19 protein-coding genes are annotated in these 22435 nt (G+C 60.1%); 15 read left to right on the forward strand and 4 right to left on the reverse strand.

What is annotated here, in order from left to right; all coding sequences use genetic code 11:
* Nucleotides 1-2 precede the first annotated feature (2 nt).
* Nucleotides 3-2177 (forward strand): FimV/HubP family polar landmark protein, encoded by a 2175-nt coding sequence (locus K5D32_RS15590; protein ID WP_221600936.1) that lies wholly within the window; start codon nucleotides 3-5, stop codon nucleotides 2175-2177.
* Between the two features lie 209 nt (nucleotides 2178-2386).
* Here K5D32_RS15590 and K5D32_RS15595 read toward each other — a convergent pair whose 3' ends face one another.
* A complete protein-coding gene (locus K5D32_RS15595) occupies nucleotides 2387-2797 on the reverse strand; it encodes a PA2817 family protein (protein ID WP_025261029.1) in 411 nt (136 codons plus the stop codon).
* Nucleotides 2798-2872: 75 nt separating this feature from the next.
* Entirely contained in the window at nucleotides 2873-5320 is a 2448-nt protein-coding gene (locus K5D32_RS15600) for an acyl-CoA dehydrogenase (protein ID WP_221575600.1), read from the reverse strand.
* A 159-nt stretch (nucleotides 5321-5479) separates the two neighbouring features.
* On the opposite strand from K5D32_RS15600, the gene K5D32_RS15605 reads away from it, so the two are divergent.
* The 10 genes from K5D32_RS15605 to murB all read left to right on the forward strand — a co-directional run bounded on the left by K5D32_RS15605 (nucleotide 5480) and on the right by murB (nucleotide 14593).
* Nucleotides 5480-6103 (forward strand): glutathione S-transferase family protein, encoded by a 624-nt coding sequence (locus K5D32_RS15605; RefSeq protein WP_221575601.1) that lies wholly within the window; start codon nucleotides 5480-5482, stop codon nucleotides 6101-6103.
* A 161-nt stretch (nucleotides 6104-6264) separates the two neighbouring features.
* Nucleotides 6265-7197 (forward strand): ABC transporter ATP-binding protein, encoded by a 933-nt coding sequence (locus tag K5D32_RS15610; RefSeq protein ID WP_221575602.1) that lies wholly within the window; start codon nucleotides 6265-6267, stop codon nucleotides 7195-7197.
* Nucleotides 7194-7982 carry an ABC transporter permease gene (locus tag K5D32_RS15615; RefSeq protein ID WP_221600938.1) on the forward strand — a complete coding sequence of 263 codons (789 nt, stop codon included), beginning with the start codon at nucleotides 7194-7196 and terminating at the stop codon, nucleotides 7980-7982. Before K5D32_RS15610 ends, K5D32_RS15615 begins: the two co-directional genes overlap by 4 nt.
* A gap of 197 nt (nucleotides 7983-8179) precedes the next feature.
* Nucleotides 8180-10396 (forward strand): DNA internalization-related competence protein ComEC/Rec2, encoded by a 2217-nt coding sequence (locus tag K5D32_RS15620; protein WP_221600939.1) that lies wholly within the window; start codon nucleotides 8180-8182, stop codon nucleotides 10394-10396.
* Nucleotides 10397-10477: 81 nt separating this feature from the next.
* Nucleotides 10478-11152 carry a MotA/TolQ/ExbB proton channel family protein gene (locus tag K5D32_RS15625; protein WP_025261023.1) on the forward strand — a complete coding sequence of 225 codons (675 nt, stop codon included), beginning with the start codon at nucleotides 10478-10480 and terminating at the stop codon, nucleotides 11150-11152.
* Nucleotides 11149-11580: a biopolymer transporter ExbD gene (locus tag K5D32_RS15630; protein WP_025261022.1), complete on the forward strand. Its 432-nt coding sequence runs from the start codon at nucleotides 11149-11151 to the stop codon at nucleotides 11578-11580. Before K5D32_RS15625 ends, K5D32_RS15630 begins: the two co-directional genes overlap by 4 nt.
* On the forward strand, nucleotides 11580-12575 hold the full coding sequence (gene lpxK, locus K5D32_RS15635; protein ID WP_221600941.1) for a tetraacyldisaccharide 4'-kinase: 996 nt from the start codon (nucleotides 11580-11582) through the stop codon (nucleotides 12573-12575). Before K5D32_RS15630 ends, lpxK begins: the two co-directional genes overlap by 1 nt.
* 17 nt (nucleotides 12576-12592) lie before the next feature.
* Nucleotides 12593-12778 carry a Trm112 family protein gene (locus tag K5D32_RS15640; protein WP_095067411.1) on the forward strand — a complete coding sequence of 62 codons (186 nt, stop codon included), beginning with the start codon at nucleotides 12593-12595 and terminating at the stop codon, nucleotides 12776-12778.
* A complete protein-coding gene (gene kdsB / locus K5D32_RS15645; RefSeq protein WP_221575606.1) occupies nucleotides 12775-13539 on the forward strand; it encodes a 3-deoxy-manno-octulosonate cytidylyltransferase in 765 nt (254 codons plus the stop codon). Before K5D32_RS15640 ends, kdsB begins: the two co-directional genes overlap by 4 nt.
* Nucleotides 13540-13573: 34 nt before the next feature.
* On the forward strand, nucleotides 13574-14593 hold the full coding sequence (gene murB / locus K5D32_RS15650) for a UDP-N-acetylmuramate dehydrogenase (protein ID WP_221575607.1): 1020 nt from the start codon (nucleotides 13574-13576) through the stop codon (nucleotides 14591-14593).
* 93 nt (nucleotides 14594-14686) lie between these two features.
* Here the strand turns inward: murB and rne are convergent, their stop codons facing one another.
* Nucleotides 14687-17809 carry a ribonuclease E gene (gene rne / locus K5D32_RS15655; protein WP_221575608.1) on the reverse strand — a complete coding sequence of 1041 codons (3123 nt, stop codon included), beginning with the start codon at nucleotides 17807-17809 and terminating at the stop codon, nucleotides 14687-14689.
* A 722-nt stretch (nucleotides 17810-18531) separates the two neighbouring features.
* Between rne and rluC the strand changes: the two genes are divergently transcribed.
* From rluC to sppA, 3 genes are read left to right on the forward strand one after another with little or no spacing between them, the layout of a single operon-like run.
* A complete protein-coding gene (rluC, locus tag K5D32_RS15660) occupies nucleotides 18532-19488 on the forward strand; it encodes a 23S rRNA pseudouridine(955/2504/2580) synthase RluC (protein ID WP_221600943.1) in 957 nt (318 codons plus the stop codon).
* Nucleotides 19478-20140 carry an HAD-IA family hydrolase gene (locus tag K5D32_RS15665; RefSeq protein WP_221600945.1) on the forward strand — a complete coding sequence of 221 codons (663 nt, stop codon included), beginning with the start codon at nucleotides 19478-19480 and terminating at the stop codon, nucleotides 20138-20140. The genes rluC and K5D32_RS15665 overlap by 11 nt, the downstream gene beginning before the upstream one ends.
* A 25-nt stretch (nucleotides 20141-20165) precedes the next feature.
* Nucleotides 20166-21167, forward strand: a complete 1002-nt coding sequence (sppA, locus tag K5D32_RS15670) for a signal peptide peptidase SppA (protein WP_221594094.1) — start codon at nucleotides 20166-20168, stop codon at nucleotides 21165-21167.
* Nucleotides 21168-21219: 52 nt separating this feature from the next.
* On the opposite strand, the gene K5D32_RS15675 is transcribed toward sppA, so the two are convergent.
* A complete protein-coding gene (locus K5D32_RS15675) occupies nucleotides 21220-21798 on the reverse strand; it encodes a nucleoside triphosphate pyrophosphatase (RefSeq protein ID WP_221600947.1) in 579 nt (192 codons plus the stop codon).
* Nucleotides 21799-21904: 106 nt separating this feature from the next.
* On the opposite strand from K5D32_RS15675, the gene K5D32_RS15680 reads away from it, so the two are divergent.
* Nucleotides 21905-22432, forward strand: a complete 528-nt coding sequence (locus K5D32_RS15680; protein ID WP_095067405.1) for a YceD family protein — start codon at nucleotides 21905-21907, stop codon at nucleotides 22430-22432.
* The last annotated feature ends 3 nt before the right edge of the window (nucleotides 22433-22435 follow it).

Below are 22435 nucleotides of genomic sequence, written 5' to 3' on the forward strand. Positions count from 1 at the left end.
GCATGCTGAAGAGTTCTCAGGCTGCTTTCGAGAGTGCCGGTGGCACGCCGCGCAAGGTTGCAACCAGTGTTCACAAGAGCCTGCTGGCTGCCTCTCTGGTCGTGTCGTCGCTGTGTTATTCGACACTCGCTTCGGCTCTGGGGCTGGGCGATATCACTCTGCATTCGGCCTTGAACCAGCCACTCGATGCCGAGATCGCTCTGCTGGAGACCGGCGGCCTGGGCCCTGAAGATGTCGTTGCCAAGCTGGCTTCGGCCGAAGCCTTCGCCAAGGCCGATGTCGAACGCTCGTTCTTCCTCAATGACCTGCGCTTTACCCCGGTCATTCGTGGTAATCGCGGTGTGATTCGCGTGGTATCGAGCAAGCCTGTCACCGAACCCTACCTGAACTTCATGGTGCAACTGGCCAGACCCAACGGCGACCAGTTGCGCACCTATACCTTGTTGCTTGACCCGGCCACGACGCCTGAAGGGCAGGCCGCGATCCGCAGCCGGAAACAGGAACGCGCCGCCCAGCCAGCGCCCGAGACGCGCATGCCGGTTGCTCCACCTGCTGCCCGGGAAGGCAAGCGTTACACCGTGGCCGAAGGCGATACGCTCAACGCCATCGCCCGGCAGGTTCAAGAGCCTCAGGGCAAGGTGTCTGCCAGCCAGTTGGCCGAGGGGATCCGCGCACTCAATCCGCAGACCTTTGCCGGTGGTGCGAACTCTGCCCTGAAAGTGGGGCAGGTGTTGCTGCTGCCGGATGCTGCGGCATTGCCGACTGCCGCCGCAGCCGCGCCGGCGGCAAAGCCCTCATCGACCGACGCCCAGGCCGTCGAGGCCCAGCGGACTGCCGATCAACTGGCCGCGGCTGCCATTGAGAGTCAGCAGTTGAACAGGGCCGTGGAAGACCTCAAGGTCACGACCCAGGAACTGCAAGCACAGCTGGCAGGCAAGGACAAACAGATCACGGCCCTGCGCACCGAGTTGGCACAGGTCCAGACCAGACCAGCGGCCAATCCGGTTGTTGCTCCGGCTGCGCCCGTACCTGTGGCAGCGCAACCCGTGCAGAGCGATTCTTTCATCAGTTGGCCCCTGTTGCTGGGGACGGTCGTTATCGTCCTGCTCCTGCTGGCATTTGCCTATTCCAAACGCCGTCATCAGGCCAGGAAAGACCTGGAGCCCATCGTGGCGCCGGAAGAGCCGCTGATCAAACCCGCCCAGTCGACCATCCTCCCGGTGTTCGAGGTGCCGACCATTGCCGAGCCGCAACCGGTGGCGGCTCCTGCGCCGGCGATCAAGGCATCTGTTACGCCACGTCTTGCGGGCGCCGCCCCGGATGCGCTGGATGGCGTCAGCATCTATATCGCCTATGGACGGTTCAGCGAGGCATTGGGCATCCTGCGTGATGCTCTGGTCAAGCAGCCGGAGCGTGAAGATATCCGCATCAGAATGCTTGAGCTGCTGGCCGAGCAGGGCGATGTTGCCGGCTTCGCCAAGGAAGAAGAGGCAGCCCTGCGACAGGGTGTCGATGCCGAGAAAATCCAGGAAATTCATGCGCGTTATCCGCAGATGAAAGTCAGCGAGCCACCTGCTGTTACGGCAGCGGTCATCGCCGCCGTCGCTGCGCCGCTGATTCTTGAAAAGTCGTCACAGCCCGAAGCGCCAGCGGCCCAGCTCGACGAAACAGCCGCCGCTGCGCTCAATCCCGAGCAGATCGACGAGTTCCAGTTGAACCTGGATGACCTGTCGATGGATGCCAACTGGGATCTGGTCGATCCTTTCGATGCTCCACCGACCCGTAGCAAAACGACCGCGCCAGCAGAACCTGCCGCCCCGGAAGTTGACCCGGCCTTCGCTTCGAACCTCACCCAGTTACCTGAAGTGTTCGAGCTGCCTGAAGACCAGTTCCTCAGCGATTACGCCGAGCCTGAAGTCATCGAGCCGATTGAAGTCATCGAACCGGCCGACAGCGACGCCCTGAGCGACGAGTTTCTCGACAGCTTCATGGACGACGATTCGGAGTTCGACCTGCTGGATCTGGACGAAGCCCCCTTGACCCGCATCAACGAGGCCCAGGTGCTGATCGATGAGGGCGATACGCAAGCGGCGCGTGAAATATTGCTGCAAGTCATCGAAGAGTCCGACGAGCAGCACAAACAGATGGCGCGGGAGTTGTTGGCGGGGATTAGCTGATCATTATTCGCGAATGAATTCGCTCCTGCACAGACTGTGTGAAAACTACTGCGCTTGATCATGCTGCGTTGAAAACAGGCTCGGAATGCTCATTTACAACACGTAAACTCCGCTTCCTCGCCTGTTTTCGCCTTGCCTGATCTTCGCTCGCTACGTTTTCACACGGTCTGTACGGGCGGTGTAGGAGCGAATTTATTCGCGAAAAGCACTCAATGCTTGCTGCTTTGCTCCGACATGGCCAGCAGCTGTTTTTCCTGGTTCCAGTCGAAAGGCTCGTCATTCTGTTCGGCTTCGTAACGGCGCTCTTCGAGTGCCTGATACATGTCGATTTCGTCGTCCGGCATGAAATGCAGGCAATCACCGGCAAAGAACCAGAGCAGGTCGCGGGGCACCAGATGGGCAATCTGCGGGTAGCGCTGGATGACCTGACAGATGATGTCCTGGCCCAGGTACTGGCTTTCGATAGGGTCTTGGGGCAGAAGCGTGATCAACTCGTCGAAGCGTTCCAGGAACAGCGCATGGCTTTCCTCGGGAACCTGGTCGGCCTCGCCCAGCGCGACCAGAATACTGCGCAGGTGCGTCAGCAGGCTGAGATGGTGGTCGAGAGTGGCGTCGGCCATGATGTGATCCTCAAAGACAAAAACGAGCGCGAGAGTATAAGGCTCTGCGCGCTCGCTGTGGGAATGGACTGACGCTTATCGAGTCTTGCCCGGCGCCAGCGTCAATTGCTCCTTGTCGAAATCATCCACGTCTATCACCTTGCGACGTGCGGCTTCTGCAGTCTTCAGGCTTTGTGTTTCGCTGGGCATCAGGACGCCAAGGCGCAGGGCGGCATCGATGATGTTTTCGCCCGGCTCAGGCTTGACCTGTCCACTCTTGACCGCCTTTTGCAGCTTCTTGTGCAGCGGTTGGGCTTCGCTCAGCAGATCGCAGGCCTGTTGCAGCGCTGCAACCGGATCACCTTCCGCCTGTGGGCGATAGCAACCGGCCAGAAGCTCTTCCAGCGTAGCGTCACCCTTGGCGCGGCCCAGCACTTGCGCGACTTCGGCACCCAGCTTGTCCGACGGCCCTTTGTGGCGACGGCCGAACGGGAAGACCACCACTCGCAGCAGGCCGCCCAGCAGGCGGTTGGGGAAGTTGCTCAGCAACTCGTCCAGTGCCCGCTCGGATTGCCCCAGACTTTCTTCCATGGCCCAGCGCAGCAGGGGACGCAGATGCTCGGGCGAATGCTGATCGTAATAGCGCTTGAGTGCGGCCGAACCCAGGTACAGGTGGCTCAGCACATCACCCAATCGCGCCGAGAGGCGTTCACGGCGTTTCAGCTCGCCGCCCAGCAGCATCATGCTCAAGTCCGCCAGCAGGGCGAAGGCAGCAGCCTGACGGTTGAGTGCGCGGAAATAACCCTGGCTCAGGCTGTCGCCCGGTGCCCGCTCGAAATGGCCCAGCCCAAGATTGAGCACCAGGGTGCTGGCCGCGTTGCTCACCGCAAAACCGATGTGCTTGAGCAGCAGGGTGTCGAACTCGGCAACGGCGTTGTCCTTGTCTTCACGACCGGCCAGGGCCATTTCCTTGAGGACGAACGGATGGCAGCGAATCGCGCCCTGGCCGAAGATCATCAGGTTACGGGACAGGATGTTGGCGCCTTCCACGGTGATGAAGATCGGCGCACCTTGCCAGTTGCGGCCCAGGTAGTTGTTCGGCCCCATGATAATGCCTTTGCCGCCATGGACATCCATGGAGTGGCTGATGCATTCGCGGCCGCGTTCGGTCAGGTGGTATTTGAGGATCGCTGACAGGACCGAGGGTTTTTCTCCCAGGTCCACCGCATTGGCGGTCAGGATCCGGGCGCTGTCCATCAGCCAGGCATTGCCGCCGATACGTGCCAGCGCTTCCTGAATACCCTCGAAGGCCGACAGCGGAACATTGAACTGCTCGCGCACCTGCGCGTATTGCCCGGTCACCAGACTGGTGTATTTGGCGGCACCGGTGCCCACGGCCGGCAGCGAGATCGAACGGCCCACCGACAGGCAGTTCATCAGCATCATCCAGCCTTTGCCGAGCATTTCCTGGCCGCCGATCAGATAGCTCAGGGGGATGAACACGTCCTTGCCGGAGTTGGGGCCGTTCATGAAGGCCGCGCCCAACGGCAGGTGGCGGCGGCCGATTTCCACGCCCGGTGTGTCGGTGGGAATCAGGGCCAGGCTGATGCCCAGGTCTTCTTCGTCGCCCAGCAGATGTTCCGGGTCATGGGCCTTGAAAGCCAGACCCAGCAAGGTCGCTACCGGGCCGAGGGTGATGTAGCGTTTTTCCCAGTTCAGGCGCAGGCCTGTCACTTCTTCACCCTGCCACTGGCCTTTGCAGATGATGCCGGTGTCGGGCATCGCGCCAGCATCGGAGCCGGCCAGCGGGCCGGTCAGGGCGAAGCAGGGGATATCCTCGCCACGGGCCAGACGCGGGAGGTAATAATTGCGTTGTTCGTCGGTGCCGTAATGCAGCAGCAATTCAGCCGGGCCGAGGGAGTTGGGGACCATGACCGTGGACGCCAGGTCACCGCTGCGGGTGGCCAGTTTCATGGCGACTTGCGAGTGGGCATAGGCCGAGAAGCCCTTGCCGCCGTATTCCTTGGGGATAATCAGCGCAAAGAAGCCATGTTCCTTGATATGTGCCCAGGCTTCTGGCGGCAGGTCCATGGCTTGACCGATTTCCCAGTCGCTGACCATGGCGCAGAGTTCTTCGGTCGGGCCGTCGATAAAGGCTTGTTCTTCTTCGGTCAGGCGAGCCTTCGGGTAAGCCAGCAGTTTGTCCCAGTCCGGGCGCCCGCTGAACAGTTCGCCGTCCCACCAGACGGTCCCGGCGTCGATGGCATCGCGCTCGGTCTCCGACATGGGGGGCAACACTTTCTGGAACCAGGCAAACATCGGCGCTGTGAAATACTTGCGGCGCAGATCCGGCAGTGCCAGCGGCAGCATGACTGCCAGCCAGAGCACCCAGAAAACGGTCAGCAACCAGCCCGGTGCATGGCTGAAAATACCCATCGCCAGCAGGTAGACCGCAACGATGCCTAATGCAGGCAGCGGTTCGGTACGTCGATGGGCCAGCCAGGCAATGCCGACCACCAGAACAACAATCCACAGCAACAGCATAAGTATTCCTCCGTGATGACATTGGCTTCTGGCAAAGGCTGTTCGCCTGGCCGATCTGCGCCGACATCGTTAGTGACCTTTCATGGTCAAGGAAGTTGCGGTGTTCTCAGGTTAGACTGGCGTGCGAACATTTTTCAGAACAATTGCCGAGGGAATGCAATGCTCAAGATCTGGGGCCGCAAGAATTCCAGCAACGTGCGCAAGGCACTGTGGATTGCCGAAGAAGTGGGTGTGCCTTACGAAACCCAGGATGCCGGTGGTGCATTCGGGCTGGTGGACGGGGCCGAATACCGGGCCAGGAATCCCAATGGCCGTATTCCCATGATCGAAGACGGCGATTTCGTGCTTTGGGAGTCCAATGCCATCGTGCGTTATCTGGCCGCTCTGCATGCGTGCGGCACGCCTTTGTATCCTGCCGACCCGAAAGTGCGTGCCCAGGCCGATAAATGGATGGACTGGACCACGTCGACCATTGCCGCTCCTTTCAGCCCGGTGTTCTGGGGCGTGGTTCGCACACCCGCCGAAAAACAGGACTGGGGCAAGATCAAGGAAGGTATCCAGACCCTGCACAGCCTGTTGAAAGTCGCTGACGACGCCCTGTCCCGACAGCCTTACCTGTCTGGCGAAGTGTTCGGCATGGGCGATATCCCCCTGGGCTGCTTTGCCTACGGCTGGTTTGAAATGCCGATTGAACGTCCCGAGTTGCCTCACCTCAAAGCCTGGTATGAGCGTCTGAAGACGCGACCGGCTTATCAAAAGGCGGTCATGACACCGTTGACGTAAGTGCAGGGCACAGTATTGCCCCGCTGTTAATAGTGACTATCAATGGATGTATCTGTACTTGTGCGACGCAGCCAAGCAACATGGCCGGGCTGCGTTAACGTGTAAGCAGTTATTTCAAACTACAATCATTTCTTTTTTCCCAGATTGGTGTGTTTTTCGATATGAGTTCTGCTCTGTCCATCCGGCAGCTAACCAAAACCTACGGCAACGGTTTCCAGGCCCTGAGTGGTATTGATCTGGACGTCGCCGAAGGTGATTTCTTCGCCTTGCTCGGCCCCAACGGTGCTGGCAAATCCACAACCATCGGCATTATCTCGACCCTGGTCAACAAGACCAGTGGCACCGTGAATATCTTCGGTCACGATCTGGATCGCGAGCCTGCCGCACTCAAGCGCTCCATCGGCGTGGTGCCCCAGGAGTTCAACTTCAACCAGTTTGAAAAGACCTTCGATATCGTCGTGACCCAGGCCGGCTATTACGGCATCCCGATGAAAGTCGCCAAGGAGCGTGCCGAGCAGTACCTGACTCAGTTGGGGCTGTGGGACAAGCGTGACGTGCCTTCGCGTTCGTTGTCCGGTGGCATGAAGCGTCGCCTGATGATTGCCCGTGCGCTGATTCACGAGCCGCGTCTGTTGATCCTCGATGAGCCAACGGCGGGTGTGGATATCGAACTGCGTCGTTCGATGTGGACCTTTCTCACCGAACTGAACCAGAAAGGCATCACCATCATCCTCACCACTCACTATCTGGAAGAGGCTGAACAGCTGTGCCGCAACATCGGCATCATCGACCACGGCGTGATCGTGCAGAACATGGGCATGAAGCAATTGCTCAACACGTTGAGCGTCGAGACCTTCGTGCTGGACTTGAAGAATGCCTACCAGACTGCGCCGCAACTGATCGGTTATCCCTGCAAGTTGCTGGACAGCCACACTCTGGAAGTGCAGGTGGACAAGAGCGTTGGCATCACTGCCTTGTTCAGCCAACTGGCCCTGCAGAACATTGAAGTGCTGAGCCTGCGTAACAAATCCAACCGACTTGAGGAACTGTTTGTGTCTCTGGTGGAAAAAAATCTGGCGAAGGTGGCTCTATGACCGGCCAGAGCGGTGAATTCCGTCCCAACATGGTTGCCCTGAACACCATCGTCTATCGCGAAGTCCGACGCTTCATGCGGATCTGGCCACAGACATTGCTGCCGCCAGCGATCACCATGGTTCTGTACTTCGTGATCTTCGGTAATCTGATCGGTCGGCAGATCGGCGATATGGGCGGCTTCACGTACATGCAGTACATCGTGCCCGGCCTGATCATGATGTCGGTGATCACCAACTCCTATGGCAACGTGGTATCGAGCTTCTTTGGTGCCAAGTTCCAGCACTCCATCGAAGAGCTGATGGTTTCGCCGGTTTCCCCGCATACCATTCTGGTGGGCTACACCCTGGGTGGCGTATTGCGCGGCCTGATGGTCGGCCTGATCGTGACACTGCTGTCGATGTTCTTCACCGACCTGCAGGTGCATCACCTGGGCGTGACGGTGGTTGTGGTGGTATTGACGGCGACCATTTTCTCGCTGCTGGGCTTCATCAACGCAGTCTTTGCACGTAACTTCGACGATATCTCGATTATCCCGACCTTCGTGCTGACGCCGTTGACCTACCTGGGCGGCGTGTTCTACTCCATCAGTCTGCTGCCGCCGTTCTGGCAGACCGTCTCGCTGGCTAACCCGGTCCTGCATATGGTCAATGCCTTCCGCTACGGCATCCTGGGTGTCTCCGATATCCGGATCAGCATTGCCCTGGCCTTTATGATCGTGGCGACCTTCGTGCTGTATATCGGTTGTGTACGCCTGCTGGTAAGCGGGCGCGGGATGCGGCAGTAACCTTTTCTCACATGTGTACTCCCTCCGTAGGAGCGGATTCATCCGCGAAATTGCCTTCGCGAATAAATTCGCTCCCACACAAATGAGCCTCCTACGCAGGTGTGGTGCCGCTAAAGAACAAAACCGGTAACACTCCATCCCGCCCATTTTTCTCTGTAGCGCCCATCCTTGAGGCCTCACCGCTTTGAGGGATGTCCATGCGCACAGGGATGATCGCGCTTGCTCTGGGTCTGTTGGCCCTGCGTTTCCTGCCAATTCTGCCGCCTGTCTGGCTATTGCTGCTGATGCCGGTGGTGGCGCTGATGCTGCTGCCGTTTCGCACTTATCCACTGGCACTTTTTCTGTTCGGGCTCACCTGGGCCTGTGTGTCGGCGCAGTCGGCGCTGGATGATCGTCTGTTGCCGCGTCTCGACGGGCAGACGCTGTGGCTGCAAGGCAAGGTGGTCGGCTTGCCGGGTTCCGCAGAAGGCGTGGTGCGTTTCGAGCTGGAGGATGCAACATCACGGCGGGCCAGGTTGCCGCAACTGATTCGTGTGGCCTGGTATGGCGGCCCCGAGGTGCGCAGTGGCGAGCGCTGGAAACTGGCGGTCAAGCTCAAGCGTCCGGCCGGGCTGGTCAACCCCGATGCTTTCGATTATCAGGCCTGGTTGCTGGCCCAGCGCATTGGTGCCACCGGCACGGTGGTGGACGGGGAGTTACTGACGCCAGCCCGCGCCGCCTGGCGCGACGGGATTCGCCAGCGGTTGCTGGCTGTCGAGGCTTTTGGACGTGAAGGCGGGCTGGCGGCGCTGGTGCTGGGCGATGGCTCCGGTTTATCGACGTCCGACTGGCAAGTGTTGCAAGACACCGGCACCGTGCATCTACTGGTGATTTCCGGCCAGCACATCGGCCTGTTGGCGGGCGTGGTTTATCTGCTGGTCGCGGGGCTGGCTCGATGGGGATTATGGCCACGTTTCCTGCCCTGGCTGCCGTGGGCTTGCGGTCTGGCATTCGGGGCCGCGCTGGGCTATGGCTTGCTGGCCGGGTTCGATGTGCCGGTGCGTCGCGCCTGTGTGATGGTCGGCATGATTCTGCTCTGGCGTTTGCGCTTTCGGCATCTTGGCCTGCTCTGGCCGTTGCTTGTGTCCCTCAATCTGGTCCTGATCTTCGAGCCTCTGGTGAGTTTGCAGCCGGGCTTCTGGCTGTCGTTCTCGGCGGTGGCGATTCTGATCCTGATCTTTGGCGGGCGTCTCGGGGCCTGGGGCTGGTGGCAGAGCTGGACGCGGGCTCAGTGGTTGATCGCCATTGGTCTTCTGCCGATGCTGCTGGCCTTGAACCTGCCGGTCAGCATCAGCGGCCCGCTGGCCAATCTGCTGGCGGTGCCTTGGGTCAGCCTGATCGTATTACCTCCTGCATTGCTCGGGACGCTCCTGTTGCCTATCCCCGTGGTTGGCGAAGGTCTGCTCTGGCTGGCCGGTGCAGGGCTGGAAGGCTTGTTCGTTGTTCTGGGCTGGATTGCCGATATCCGGCCTGCCTGGCTGCCAGGCACAGTGCCAGTCTGGGCCTGGGTCATGAGCCTGCTGGGTGCTCTGCTTCTATTGATGCCCCATGGCATGCCCATGCGTCTGCTGGGTTGGCCGCTGTTATTGCTGTGCGTTTTCCCGCCGCTCAAACCGGTGCCTCACGGGCAGGTCGACGTGCTGCAACTGGATGTCGGGCAGGGGCTGGCGATTCTCTTGCGCACCCGTCATCACACGTTGCTGTATGACGCCGGGCCGCGTTTCGGGGAGTTCGATATCGGCCAGCGGGTGGTGCTGCCTGCCATTCGCAAGGCTGGCGTGCGCACCCTGGACCTCATGGTGCTCAGCCATGCCGATGCCGATCATGCGGGCGGCGCGCTGGCGATCCATCGGGCGATGCCGGTTCTGCGGGTCTTGGGTGGCGAGCTGGCAAGGCTCGATCCTCGACTCGATGCCCGGCTTTGTCGCAACGATGAAACCTGGGAGTGGGATGGTGTGCGTTTTGCGACCTGGCGCTGGGAGCAGGCCGAAGAGGGCAATCAGTCGTCCTGCATGTTGAGTGTCGAGGCCAATGGTGAGCGACTGCTGCTGACCGGAGATATCGATGTGCAGGCCGAGCAGGCTGCGCTGAACAGCGATTTCGATCTGCGCGCCCACTGGTTGCAGGCGCCCCATCATGGCAGCCGGACCTCTTCCTCCAAGCTGTTTCTGCGCGCCGTGGCGCCGGTGGGCGTGCTGATTTCCCGTGGACGCAACAATGCCTTCGGCCATCCTCATCCACTGGTGATGGCGCGTTACCGATGGCACGGGATCAAGAGCTACGACAGCGCCGAACTGGGGGCTGTCGGGCTGCAATTGGGGACTTTCGGCCACCCCCGGGCAGAGCGGGGCGAGCAGCGCTTCTGGCGTGACTGAATGCGCGGATGTTCATCTCGGGCTTCGGACAGCCGCCGAGCCTATGTTAGAGTGGCGCCAATTTTTCAGGGAGTGGTCATTGTGTGGGAACTGGTCAAATCTGGCGGCTGGATGATGTTGCCGATCATTTTGAGTTCCATCGCCGCTGCCGGCATCATCATTGAGCGTCTATGGACGTTGCGTGCCAGCCGCATAACGCCGCCGCACCTACTGGGGCAGGTCTGGCAGTGGATCCAGGAAAAGAAACTGGACAACGAAAAGCTCAAGTTGCTGCGTGCCGATTCGCCGCTGGGTGAAATCCTCGCTGCGGGGCTGGCCAACTCCAAGCATGGTCGCGAGATCATGAAAGAGTGCATCGAAGAAGCCGCCGCACGGGTCATCCATGATCTGGAACGCTACCTCAGTGCCCTGGGTTCCATCGCCGCCATGGCTCCCCTGTTGGGTCTGCTGGGTACGGTGTTGGGCATGATCGATATCTTCGGCTCGTTCAACAGCTCGGGTGCCACGGCCAATGCCGGTGCGCTGGCGGGCGGTATTTCCAAGGCGCTGATCTGTACGGCATCTGGCCTGATCGTCGCGATTCCTGCGATTTTCTTCCATCGCTTCCTGCAAAGCCGCGTCGATGAGCTGGTGGTCGGCATGGAGCAACAGGCCATTCGTCTGGTGGAAGTGGTGCAGGGCGATCGTGATGTCGATCTGGTGGATGCGCCGGTCGATCTGAAATCCCAGGCCCGTGCCGGGGGCAAGAAGAAGTGAAATTTCGCCGCCGCAAGCCTCGGGAGAACATCGACATCAACCTCGTGTCGTTGATCGACGTGGTGTTTATCCTGCTGCTGTTTTTCATTGTCACCACGACATTCACCCGTGAAACCCAGCTGCGCGTGGATCTGCCCCAAGCAGTGACCGGCACTCCGGATACCGAGGCCAACCTCAAGCATCTGGACATCGCCATCAATGCCGACGGTCTGTTCTCCCTCAACAACCAGTTGCTGCCGAAAAACGATCTGGCGACCCTGATCGAAGCACTGCAACGCGAGTCTGCGGGTGATACCAGCCTGCCGCTGTCGATCAGTGCCGATGGCAAGACTCCCCACCAATCGGTCATTACGGCCATGGACGCCGCAGGCAAGCTGGGTTTCAGCCATCTGCGCATGACCACGGTCGAGGCCAACCAGGCTAACTGATGGCACTTACCGATCGCTTGCTTGATGCCTGGTACAAAGGCCATCCGGCGCTTGCGCTGTTGCGTCCCCTTGAGAGTCTTTACCGGCGTGTCGTGAACGGCAAGCGCGAGCGCTTTCTGGCCGGTGAGGGCGATATCTACCGGGCACCGGTGCCGGTGGTGGTAGTGGGCAACATTACCGTGGGCGGTACGGGCAAGACGCCGCTGATCCTGTGGATGATCGAACACTGCCGAAGCCGCGGGCTGCGGGTTGGCGTGGTCAGTCGTGGCTACGGTGCCAAGCCGCCGAGCCTGCCTTGGCGGGTCTTGCCAGAGCAGAGCGCCGACGAGGCGGGCGACGAACCGCTGCTGATCGTGCAGCGTTGCGGCGTGCCGCTGATGATCGACCCTGATCGCAGCCGTGCCGTGCGCGCCTTGCTGGCTGCCGAGCCGCTGGACCTGATCCTCAGCGATGACGGTTTGCAGCATTATCGTCTGGCCCGTGATCTCGAACTGGTGCTGATCGATGCTGCACGCGGGCTGGGCAATCGCCGTTGCCTGCCTGCCGGCCCGTTGCGCGAGCCGATCGAGCGGCTGAACAGTATCGATGCCTTGCTTTATAACGGTGCTCTTGAAGATCGTGACGACGGCTATGGCTTTGTGCTCAAGCCCTCGGCACTGATCAACCTGCGCAGCGGCGAGCGTCAGCCGGTGGGTCATTTTCCGCCCGGTCAGGCGTTGCATGCCGTGGCCGGCATTGGTAACCCGCAACGTTTCTTCAATACCCTCGAAGGATTACACTGGCGGCCCGTACATCACCCTTTTGCCGACCATGCGGTCTACAGCGCTCAAACGCTCACTTTCACGCCATCGCTGCCCGTGGTCATGACCGAGAAGGATGCTGTGAAGTGCCGATCCTTCGCCGCCGATGACTGGTGGTATCTGGCGGTGGATGCGGTGCCGGGCGCTGCTTTCGTCAACTGGTTCGATGAGCAACTGACACGTCTTTTTCCCTAATTGCTTCAGGAGTCTCCATGGACACCAAACTGCTCGATATCCTCGCTTGCCCGATCAGCAAGGGACCGCTGAAGCTCAGCGCCGACAAGACCGAACTGATCAGCAAAGGCGCAGGCCTTGCCTACCCGATTCGTGATGGCATCCCGGTGATGCTGGAAACCGAAGCGCGCACCCTGACGGCCGAAGAGCGCCTGGATAAATGACAACGGCTTTCACGGTGGTCATCCCGGCACGTTTCGGCTCCAGCCGCTTTCCCGGCAAGCCCCTGAAAACGATTGCAGGCAAGCCGATGATCCAGCATGTCTGGGAGCAGGCCTGCAAAAGCAGTGCTGAACGTGTCGTGGTTGCCACCGATGACGGACGTATTTTCCAAGCCTGTCAGGCATTCGGTGCCCAAGTCCTGATGACACGTGACGATCACAACTCCGGTACCGACCGTCTGGCCGAAGTGGCCGGGCAGTTGGGGCTGGCGGCTGATGCCATTGTGGTCAATGTCCAGGGTGACGAGCCGATGATCCCCCCAGCGGTCATCGATCAGGTAGCGGCCAATCTTGCGGCGCATCCTGAAGCGGGGATTTCGACCCTGGCCGAGCCCGTGGACGATGTGGCTGCACTGTTCAATCCCAATGTGGTCAAGGTGGTCGCGGATGTAAACGGTCTGGCCCTGACGTTCAGCCGGGCGCCATTGCCCTGGGCGCGTGATGCTCTGGCCAGCAGCCGGGAGGTATTGCCTGAAGGCGTGCCTTATCGCCGACATATTGGTATCTATGCCTACCGTGCCGGTTTCCTGCATGACTTCGTCAGTTGGGGGCCGTGCTGGCTGGAGAACACCGAAAGCCTGGAGCAGTTGCGAGCGCTCTGGAATGGCGTGCGCATTCATGTGGCCGATGCCGTGGAAACGCCGCCTGCCGGTGTCGATACGCCAGAAGACCTGGAGCGTGTAAGGCGCTTGCTGGAGATTTGATGTCAGTCTGTCTTGTTCAATCGAAGGTAAACCCATGACCTTGCAGGTGCAGTCCGGGGTTTCCCTCAAACCCTTCAATACCTTTGGCGTTGATGTACAGGCGCAACTCTTCGCCGAGGCCCGTGACGATCAGGAAGTGCGTCAGGCTCTGGCGTATAGCGCCGAACATGATGTGCCTTTGCTGGTGATTGGCGGCGGCAGCAACCTGTTGCTGACTGACGATGTCCGGGCGCTGGTGCTGCGCATGGCCAGTCGCGGGATTCGCGTCATCAAGGAAGATTGCGCTCAGGGCATTATCGAAGCAGAGGCGGGCGAGCCCTGGCATCCATTCGTGCAGTCATGCCTGCAACTGGGCTTTTCCGGTCTGGAAAACCTGAGCCTGATTCCCGGTACGGTGGGCGCTGCCCCCATGCAGAACATCGGTGCCTATGGCGTCGAGATCAAGGATGTTTTCCATAGCCTGACGGCGCTTGATCGCCAGAGCGGCGAGTTGTGCGAGTTTTCCCTGGAAGACTGCCGGTTCGGCTACCGCGACAGCGTATTCAAGCAACAGCCTGATCGCTGGCTGATCCTGCGGGTGCGCTTTACCTTGCAGCGTGCGCCTTCCCTGCATCTGGAGTACGGGCCGGTTCGCCAGCGCCTGGACGATATGGGCATCAAGGAGCCAAGCCCCTTTGATGTCAGTCGTGCCATCTGTGCGATCCGCAGTGAGAAGCTGCCGGACCCTGCGGTACTGGGTAATGCCGGGAGCTTCTTCAAGAACCCGTTGGTGACGGCCGGGCAGAGCGAAGCCATCAAGCGCAATTATCCGGGCGTGGTGGGTTATCCCCAGGCCGATGGTCGCGTGAAACTGGCGGCTGGCTGGTTGATCGAGCAGGCTGGCTGGAAGGGGTTTCGTGAAGGTGACGCTGGCGTGCATGCGCTTCAGTCGCTGGTGCTGGTCAATCATGGACAGGCCACAGGGCTGCAATTGCTGAGCCTTGCCCGTCGCATTCAGGCGGACATTGTCGAGCGTTTTGGCGTGGAGCTGGAGATGGAGCCCAATCTGTATTGAGGCTTTGCTTTCGCAAGAGCGTGCTGCGCTGAAACGGCAGATACAAAAAAGCCCTACCTGCTCACACAGGTAGGGCTTTTTCATGGGAGAGGATCAGACGAGCGGTTTAGGCTCGGTCTCTTCCTCGGCTTGAGGCTGTTGCTGTGCAGCAACGGCTTCTTCAGCCTTTTCTTCGGTTGCCGCCTGGGCAGGTGCCGCAGCCTGTTCGGCTTCCTGGCGACGACGCTCTTCTTCCTCGCGCTTGCGGCGACGAACTTCGCGTGGATCGTTCGGTGCGCGACCATTGCTGCTGACCGGCAGGGCTGGAGTTTCAGCGACTACGGCAGGAGCAGGCTCTGCTTGCGGTGCCGGCTCTGGCTCCACGGCCTGTGCTGCTGCATAAGGAGCAGGCTCCTCCTGAACAAGCACAGGCTCGGCGGCTGGTGCGGGCACTGGCAGCTCGGCGGATTCGGTAGCGGGTACTTCTGCCGGAGCAGGCGCTTCTACCGCAACTTCCGGGGTCGGCTCTGGTGTCGGCGTGAACGGCACGACATTTTCAGTCTTTGGCGCTTCGAACAGTTCAGCCTGGGCCGCACGTACCGGGGCTTCGACTGCTGCTGGTTGCACTTCGACTTCAGGCGCGGCTTCGGCTTTTACAGCGGTTTCGGCAACAGGTGCTTCAACGGCCGGGGCTTCTACAGCCTGAGCTTCTGCAGCAGGTGCTTCGACAACAGGCGCCGGTGTTTCTTCGGCAGTTGTCTCGGCAGGTGTTTCAGTTGCTGCGTTGGCAATTTCTGCCTGGCGGTTGGCTTGCGCCTCGGCCGGAGCACTGATTACGCCAGCAGCGACCGCAGCAGTCACGACCTGATCAGCATCGTCATTGCCTTCGTTTTCTTCGGAGCCTTCGATCACGTTGCCGTTTGCATCACGCTGACGCTCGCGACGGTTGCTGCGACGGCGCTGACCGCGGGAGCGACGACGAGGGCGTTCGCCTTCGCTGCCTTCCTGGTTGTCTTCGCTGGCCAGTTCTTCGTTGTTCAGCAGTTCTTCTTCGCTGACCGCTGCTGCGGCCTGCTCTTCGCGTGGCTGACGCTCTTCACGAGGCTGGCGTGGCTGGCGTTCTTCACGTGGAGCGCGCTCAGGGCGTTCTTCACGGGCGGCGGCTGGCGCTGCATCCAGAGGTTCACGCAGTTCGCGTACCGGACGGTCTTCACGTGCTTCGCGTGGCTTGCGCTCACGAGGTGCGCGTTCTTCGCGTGGTGCGCGAGCCGGACGCTCTTCGCGTGGCGCCGAATCGTCACGGACTTCGCGAGGCTCGCGTGGAGCGCGTTCTTCACGAGGGGCACGTTCTTCGCGTGGGGCGCGCTCGGCACGCTCTTCACGTGGCGCACGTTCTTCACGCGGCTTGCGCTCTTCGTCGCGACGATTGTTGCGGCCACGGCTCTGTTGGCGACCGTTGCGACGCTCTTCGTTGCGGGCAGGGCGCTCGGCGGCCGGTTTTTCCACGACAACCGGTGCGGCAGGCTCTTCCTTGGTAGCGAACAGGCTCACCAGAGATTTCACCAGGCCCTTGAACAGGCTTGGCTCGTGAGCGACAGGTGCTGCAACCGGAGCGGCAGCCTGGGCTGGAACCGGTGCATTGGCGCGGGCTGGTGCAGTCTTGACCGCTGCTTCCTGGCGAACCAGGGTGCGGGTGGCAGCAGCTTGTGGTGCAACATCTTCCACTTCGGCAGCGGCAGCGGCGATTTCGTAGCTGGTCTGGTTGTTGTGGGCTTCCGGGCTGTCATCGCGCAAACGCTGGACTTCGAAGTGCGGCGTTTCCAGATGATCGTTCGGCAGGATGATGATGCGGGCGCGAGTGCGCAGCTCGATTTTGGTGATCGAGTTGCGTTTTTCGTTGAGCAGGAAGGCGGCGACCGGGATCGGCACCTGGGCGCGTACTTCGGCAGTACGGTCTTTCAGGGCTTCTTCTTCGATCAGGCGCAGGATAGCCAGCGACAGGGACTCGACGTCACGGATGATGCCGGTGCCGTTGCAACGCGGGCAGACGATGCCGCTGCTTTCACCCAGGGAAGGGCGCAGGCGCTGACGGGACATTTCCAGCAGACCGAAACGCGAGATGCGACCAACCTGAACGCGGGCGCGGTCGGCTTCCAGGCTTTCGCGGACTTTCTCTTCCACGGCGCGCTGGTTCTTGGCAGGGGTCATGTCGATGAAGTCGATGACGATCAGGCCGCCGATGTCGCGCAGGCGCAACTGACGGGCGATTTCTTCGGCGGCTTCAAGGTTGGTCTGCAGGGCGGTTTCTTCGATGTCGCTGCCTTTGGTGGCGCGCGCCGAGTTGATGTCGATGGACACCAGGGCCTCGGTCGGATCGATGACGATGGAGCCGCCGGAAGGCAGTTCGACAACGCGCTGGAAGGCGGTTTCGATCTGGCTTTCGATCTGGAAGCGGTTGAACAGCGGAACGCTGTCTTCGTACAGTTTGATCTTGCTGGCGTACTGCGGCATCACCTGGCGGATGAAGGTCAGGGCTTCTTCCTGGGCTTCGATGCTGTCGATCAGGACTTCACCGATGTCCTGGCGCAGGTAGTCGCGGATGGCGCGGATGATGACGTTGCTTTCCTGGTAGATCAGGAATGGCGCGGCACGGTCCAGGGACGCTTCCTTGATGGCGGTCCAGAGTTGCAGCAGGTAGTCGAGGTCCCACTGCATTTCTTCGCTGCTGCGGCCGAGGCCGGCAGTGCGAACGATCAGGCCCATGTCGGCCGGTGCGATCAGGCCGTTGAGGGCTTCACGCAGTTCGTTGCGCTCTTCGCCTTCGATGCGGCGCGAAATGCCACCGGCACGCGGGTTGTTGGGCATCAGGACCAGATAACGGCCAGCCAGGCTGATGAAGGTGGTCAGGGCGGCGCCCTTGTTGCCACGCTCTTCCTTTTCGACCTGGACGATGACTTCCTGGCCTTCGCTCAGGACGTCCTTGATGTTCACGCGGCCTTCAGGAGACTTCTTGAAGTATTCGCGGGAGATTTCCTTGAGGGGCAGGAAGCCGTGGCGCTCAGAGCCGAAATCGACAAAGGCAGCCTCCAGGCTTGGCTCGATGCGGGTGATCCGGCCTTTATAGATATTGGCCTTCTTCTGCTCGCGTGCGCCGGACTCGATGTCCAGGTCGTAGAGGCGCTGGCCGTCTACCAGAGCAACACGCAACTCTTCGGGTTGAGTTGCGTTAATCAGCATTCTTTTCATGTAGTACCGTCGGTTTCCGGGCTGCCGGAAACGGCGTTCGGCACACACGACTTCTCACGGTCGGTGTCAGGGCGCGTCAAGAGTGTGTGGACACTCCATTGTCTAGCGATGTTCTCGATAAGGAATCGAAGAGTCGCGACGACGTTTCCTGTTTGCTGGGGTGACAAAAGGCACCCTTTACAGCAAAAACTTTGTCAGGAGGAGGAATCGACCATCGGTAGCGGACGAGATGAAGCGTCTAGAACAAGCCTTGTGCTACACAGTCCGATGGTTGTGCATCTCCACCCTACACGTATCCCTGATAATTCGGGTGCTGCCGTGCGCAGAATCCGCAGCGGGTTGGCATTTACCGCGAGCTTCTATGGGAAGTTCGCGCATCATTGCTTGAGGCGTTGTTCCCGAAACATTCGCTCGTAGCGTCTGGAAGCGACTGCACTTTGTGAACTGGCCGTGAATTGTGCGCGCGGAAGGCGAGTGGTTGCTCTGCGATCTGGCGTGTTTCAGGCCTCATGTCACCTGCGCTCGTTACGTTTCCAGCGTGCTCCGTTGTCACCGAACGCCTCGTAGGACGGCCTCCCGTCCTCGTGAATTGCGTTGGTCAGGGCCGGTTGTCAACCGTTTGTCCGCTGTCCGGCCGCTTTTGGCGGCGTTCGCGACTATAGCAGCAATCATTAAGTGCTTCAAATCCATAAAAAATTGTTATGATTTGCCGCATGACGAATATTGCCCCCCCAACCCCCGGCGTTCAGCTGGTAGAGGTTGCCCCGGAACTTGCCGGTCAACGCATCGATAACTTTCTGATCACTTATCTCAAGGGTGTGCCCAAGACCTTGATTTACCGCATTTTGCGCAAAGGCGAAGTGCGTGTGAACAAGGGGCGGATCAAGCCCGAGTACAAGTTGCAGGCGGGCGACATCGTGCGCGTTCCGCCTGTGCGTGTGCCTGAGCGTGATGAGCCTGTACCGGTTGCACAAGGTCTTTTGCAGCGCCTCGAGGCAGCCATTGTCTACGAAGACAAGGCCCTGATCGTGCTCAACAAGCCGGCCGGCATTGCCGTGCATGGCGGCAGCGGCCTGAGTTTCGGTGTCATCGAAGCCTTCCGCCAGTTGAGACCCGATGCCAAGGAACTGGAGCTTGTACACAGGCTGGACCGCGACACTTCCGGTCTGCTGATGATCGCCAAGAAGCGCAGCATGTTGCGCCACCTGCATGCTGCCCTGCGCGGCGACGGTGTCGACAAGCGCTACATGGCGCTGGTTCGCGGGCACTGGGCGACCGCCCAGAAGCAGGTCAATGCGCCGCTGCTCAAAAGCAACCTGCGTTCCGGTGAGCGCATGGTCGAGGTCAATGACGAAGGCAAGGAGGCCCTGACGATTTTCAAGGTCCTGCGCCGTTTCGGTGACTTTGCGACCATGGTCGAGGCCAAGCCTGTCACGGGGCGTACCCACCAGATTCGTGTTCACACATTGCATGCCGGGCATTCGATTGCCGGCGATACCAAGTATGGCGATGAAGATTTCAGTCGCGAGATTCGCGACCTGGGCGGCAAGCGCCTGTTCCTGCATGCCTATATGCTTACCGTGCCATTGCCCGATGGTGGCGAACTGAAGTTGCAGGCTCCGGTCGATGAGATGTGGGCCAGGACCGTGGAGCGTTTGAGTGCGTCGTGATTATGATCTGCTGATTTTCGATTGGGACGGTACGTTGGCCGATTCGGTCGGTCGTATCGTTCAGGCCATGCGTACAGCGGCAGAGCAGGGCGCGATGGAGGTCCGTGACGATCCGGCGATCAAGGGCATTATCGGCCTTGGCTTGCCGGAAGCGATTCGCACGCTGTACCCGCACATCACGCCGAGCGATCTGCTTGAGTTTCGCCAGCGCTATGCCGACAGCTACATGGAAATGGACAAGGTGCCGTCGCCTCTGTTTGAGGGCGTGCGCGAGTCCATCGAGGCCTTTCGCGAGGAGGGCTATCGCATTGCCGTTGCCACGGGCAAGGCGCGTCGCGGTCTTGATCGGGTCCTGAAGTCCAACGACTGGCTGGATTACTTCGATATCACCCGGGCTGCCGATGAGACCGCCAGCAAGCCGGATCCGTTGATGTTGCATGAGATCATGGCTCATTGTGGTGTGGGGCCGGAGCGTTCGCTGATGGTGGGTGATTCGTCCTTCGATCTGCTGATGGCGCGCAATGCTGGCATGGATTCGGTGGCGGTCGGTTATGGCGCTCAGTCCATGGCTTCGCTGCGCGAGTTTCAGCCGCGTCTGTCCATTGAGAGTTTTCCTGAGTTGCGCACCTGGTTGAGTGGGCGTGGCGTTTAGTCTTTGCGGTTGGAGTGAGTGAGATATGTCTGACGAATGGAAAGCGCCTGCCTCGCAAAAAGCGGATGACGCCGCTGGCAAGGAAGATGCAAAAAGCTGGAAGCTACTGGAAAAGACGCTGCTGGCGGGTGTTCAGGAGCAGCGTCGAGCGCGCCGCTGGGGCATCTTCTTCAAGTTTCTGACCTTTACCTATCTGTTCGGCATGTTGCTGCTGTTCACGCCGCTGCTGGATATGGAAAAGAGTGCTTCGCGCGGGGCAAGCCACACCGCACTGATCGAGGTGCAGGGCATGATCGCGGACAAGGAGTCGGCCAGTGCCGACAATATTGTCGGCAGCCTGCGCACCGCTTTCGAGGACGCCAAGACCAAGGGTGTGATCCTGCGCATCAACAGCCCGGGCGGCAGTCCTGTGCAGTCGGGTTATGTCTACGACGAAATCCGTCGTCTGCGTGCCGAGAAGCCGAATATCAAGGTCTATGCGGTCATTACCGATCTGGGCGCTTCGGGTGCCTATTACATTGCCAGTGCCGCTGACCAGATTTACGCCGACAAGGCCAGTCTGGTGGGCTCCATTGGTGTGACGGCAGCCGGTTTCGGTTTTGTCGGAATCATGGAAAAGCTGGGTGTGGATCGTCGGACCTATACCTCGGGCGAGCACAAGGCATTTCTTGACCCGTTCCAGCCGCAGAAGGCTGACGAAACGCAGTTCTGGCAGAGTGTGCTGGACACGACGCATCGCCAGTTCATCGCCAGCGTCAAGCAGGGGCGTGGTGACCGCCTGAAGGACAAGGAGCATCCTGAGCTGTTCTCGGGGCTGGTCTGGACTGGCGAGCAGGCTCTGGCGCTGGGTCTGATCGACGGCCTGGGCAGTTCGAGCTATGTGGCGCGTGAAGTGATTGGTGAGAAAGAGATCGTCGACTACACCATTCAGGAGTCGCCTTTTGACCGGTTCTCCAAGAAGCTGGGCGCCAGTATCGCGGAGCGGATTGCAATGTGGGCCGGCTTCAACGGGCCGACGTTGCGCTGATCCCTGATGTGCCAGACAGCCCGGCCAATGGTCGGGTTGTCTGTTTCTGGCATCAGGGAATGCTCACGCCTTCATTTATAAGCATGTCCACCAGGCGAATCAGTGGCAGGCCTATCAGGCTGGTGGCGTCGCTGCCTTCGGTGCTGCGAAACAGGCTCACCCCAAGCCCTTCGGCCTTGAAGCTGCCTGCGCAGTCGAAAGGTTGTTCGGCGTGCAGATAGCGCTCGATGCTGGTCTGGTCCAGGTTGCGCATGTGGACGCTGAATGGCACGTAGTCGATCTGGCAGTGGCCGGTCCTGCTATTGAGCAGGGCCAGGCCTGTGAAAAAGGTGACGGTGTTGCCGCTGGCGGCTGACAGTTGTTCCAGGGCGCGCTCGAAGGTGTGAGGCTTGCCCAGAATCTGGTCGCCGAGTACGGCAATCTGGTCGGAGCCGATGATCAGGTGGTCCTGATATTCGCTGGCAAGTGCCTGTGCCTTTTCCCGGGCGAGACGCTGTACAAGGTCGATTGCGCGCTCTTCGGGATGACGGCTTTCGTCGATATCCGGTGATTTGCAGACGAATGGCAGGCGCAGGCGACCCAGCAGTTCGCGGCGATAAGGGGAGCTGGAGGCGAGAAGCAGGGATGGCATACGGTTCTCCTTGGGCTGAGTGCCAATTCTAATGAGAGGCCTGAGTTGCGAACAGGCCTGAATTTCCTTTGACATGCCAAGGGGGCATCCCTAGAATGCTGCGCCTATGTTGAATGACCCGATTCCACCTCACGTTGACCCGCGCAAATTGGCTGATCGTGGCACTACCCTTCAAGGTGAAGTGCTTCTGGCCGATTTGGAGAGACTCTGCGACCCGCTTTCCGACAATGTCGGTACGGTGCAGGCTAAATTCGTTTTTGAGCGTGACGAGCGCCGGTCTGTGGTTATCCACAGTTCCATCGACGTCTCGGTCAAGATGGTTTGCCAGCGTTGTCTTGAGCTGGTCACCCTGCCGATCCACAGCGAGTGCAGTTACGCTGTAGTGAAGGAGGGTGCGAATACCCAGTCGTTACCGAAAGGTTATGACGTGCTGGAACTGGGCGAAGATCCATTGGATCTGCTGGCATTGATCGAGGAGGAGCTTTTGCTCGCCTTGCCGATTGTGCCTGCTCATCATCCGGAAGAATGCCAGCAACCGGCGGGTCTCGATGAGCCCGAACCGAGCGTGGACGAGGTAACGCGGTCCAACCCGTTCAGTGTATTGGCGCAGTTAAAGCGTGACCCAAACGTTTAGGAG

It is taken from the genome of Pseudomonas cichorii (assembly GCF_019719005.1).
GTDB lineage: Bacteria > Pseudomonadota > Gammaproteobacteria > Pseudomonadales > Pseudomonadaceae > Aquipseudomonas > Aquipseudomonas cichorii_E.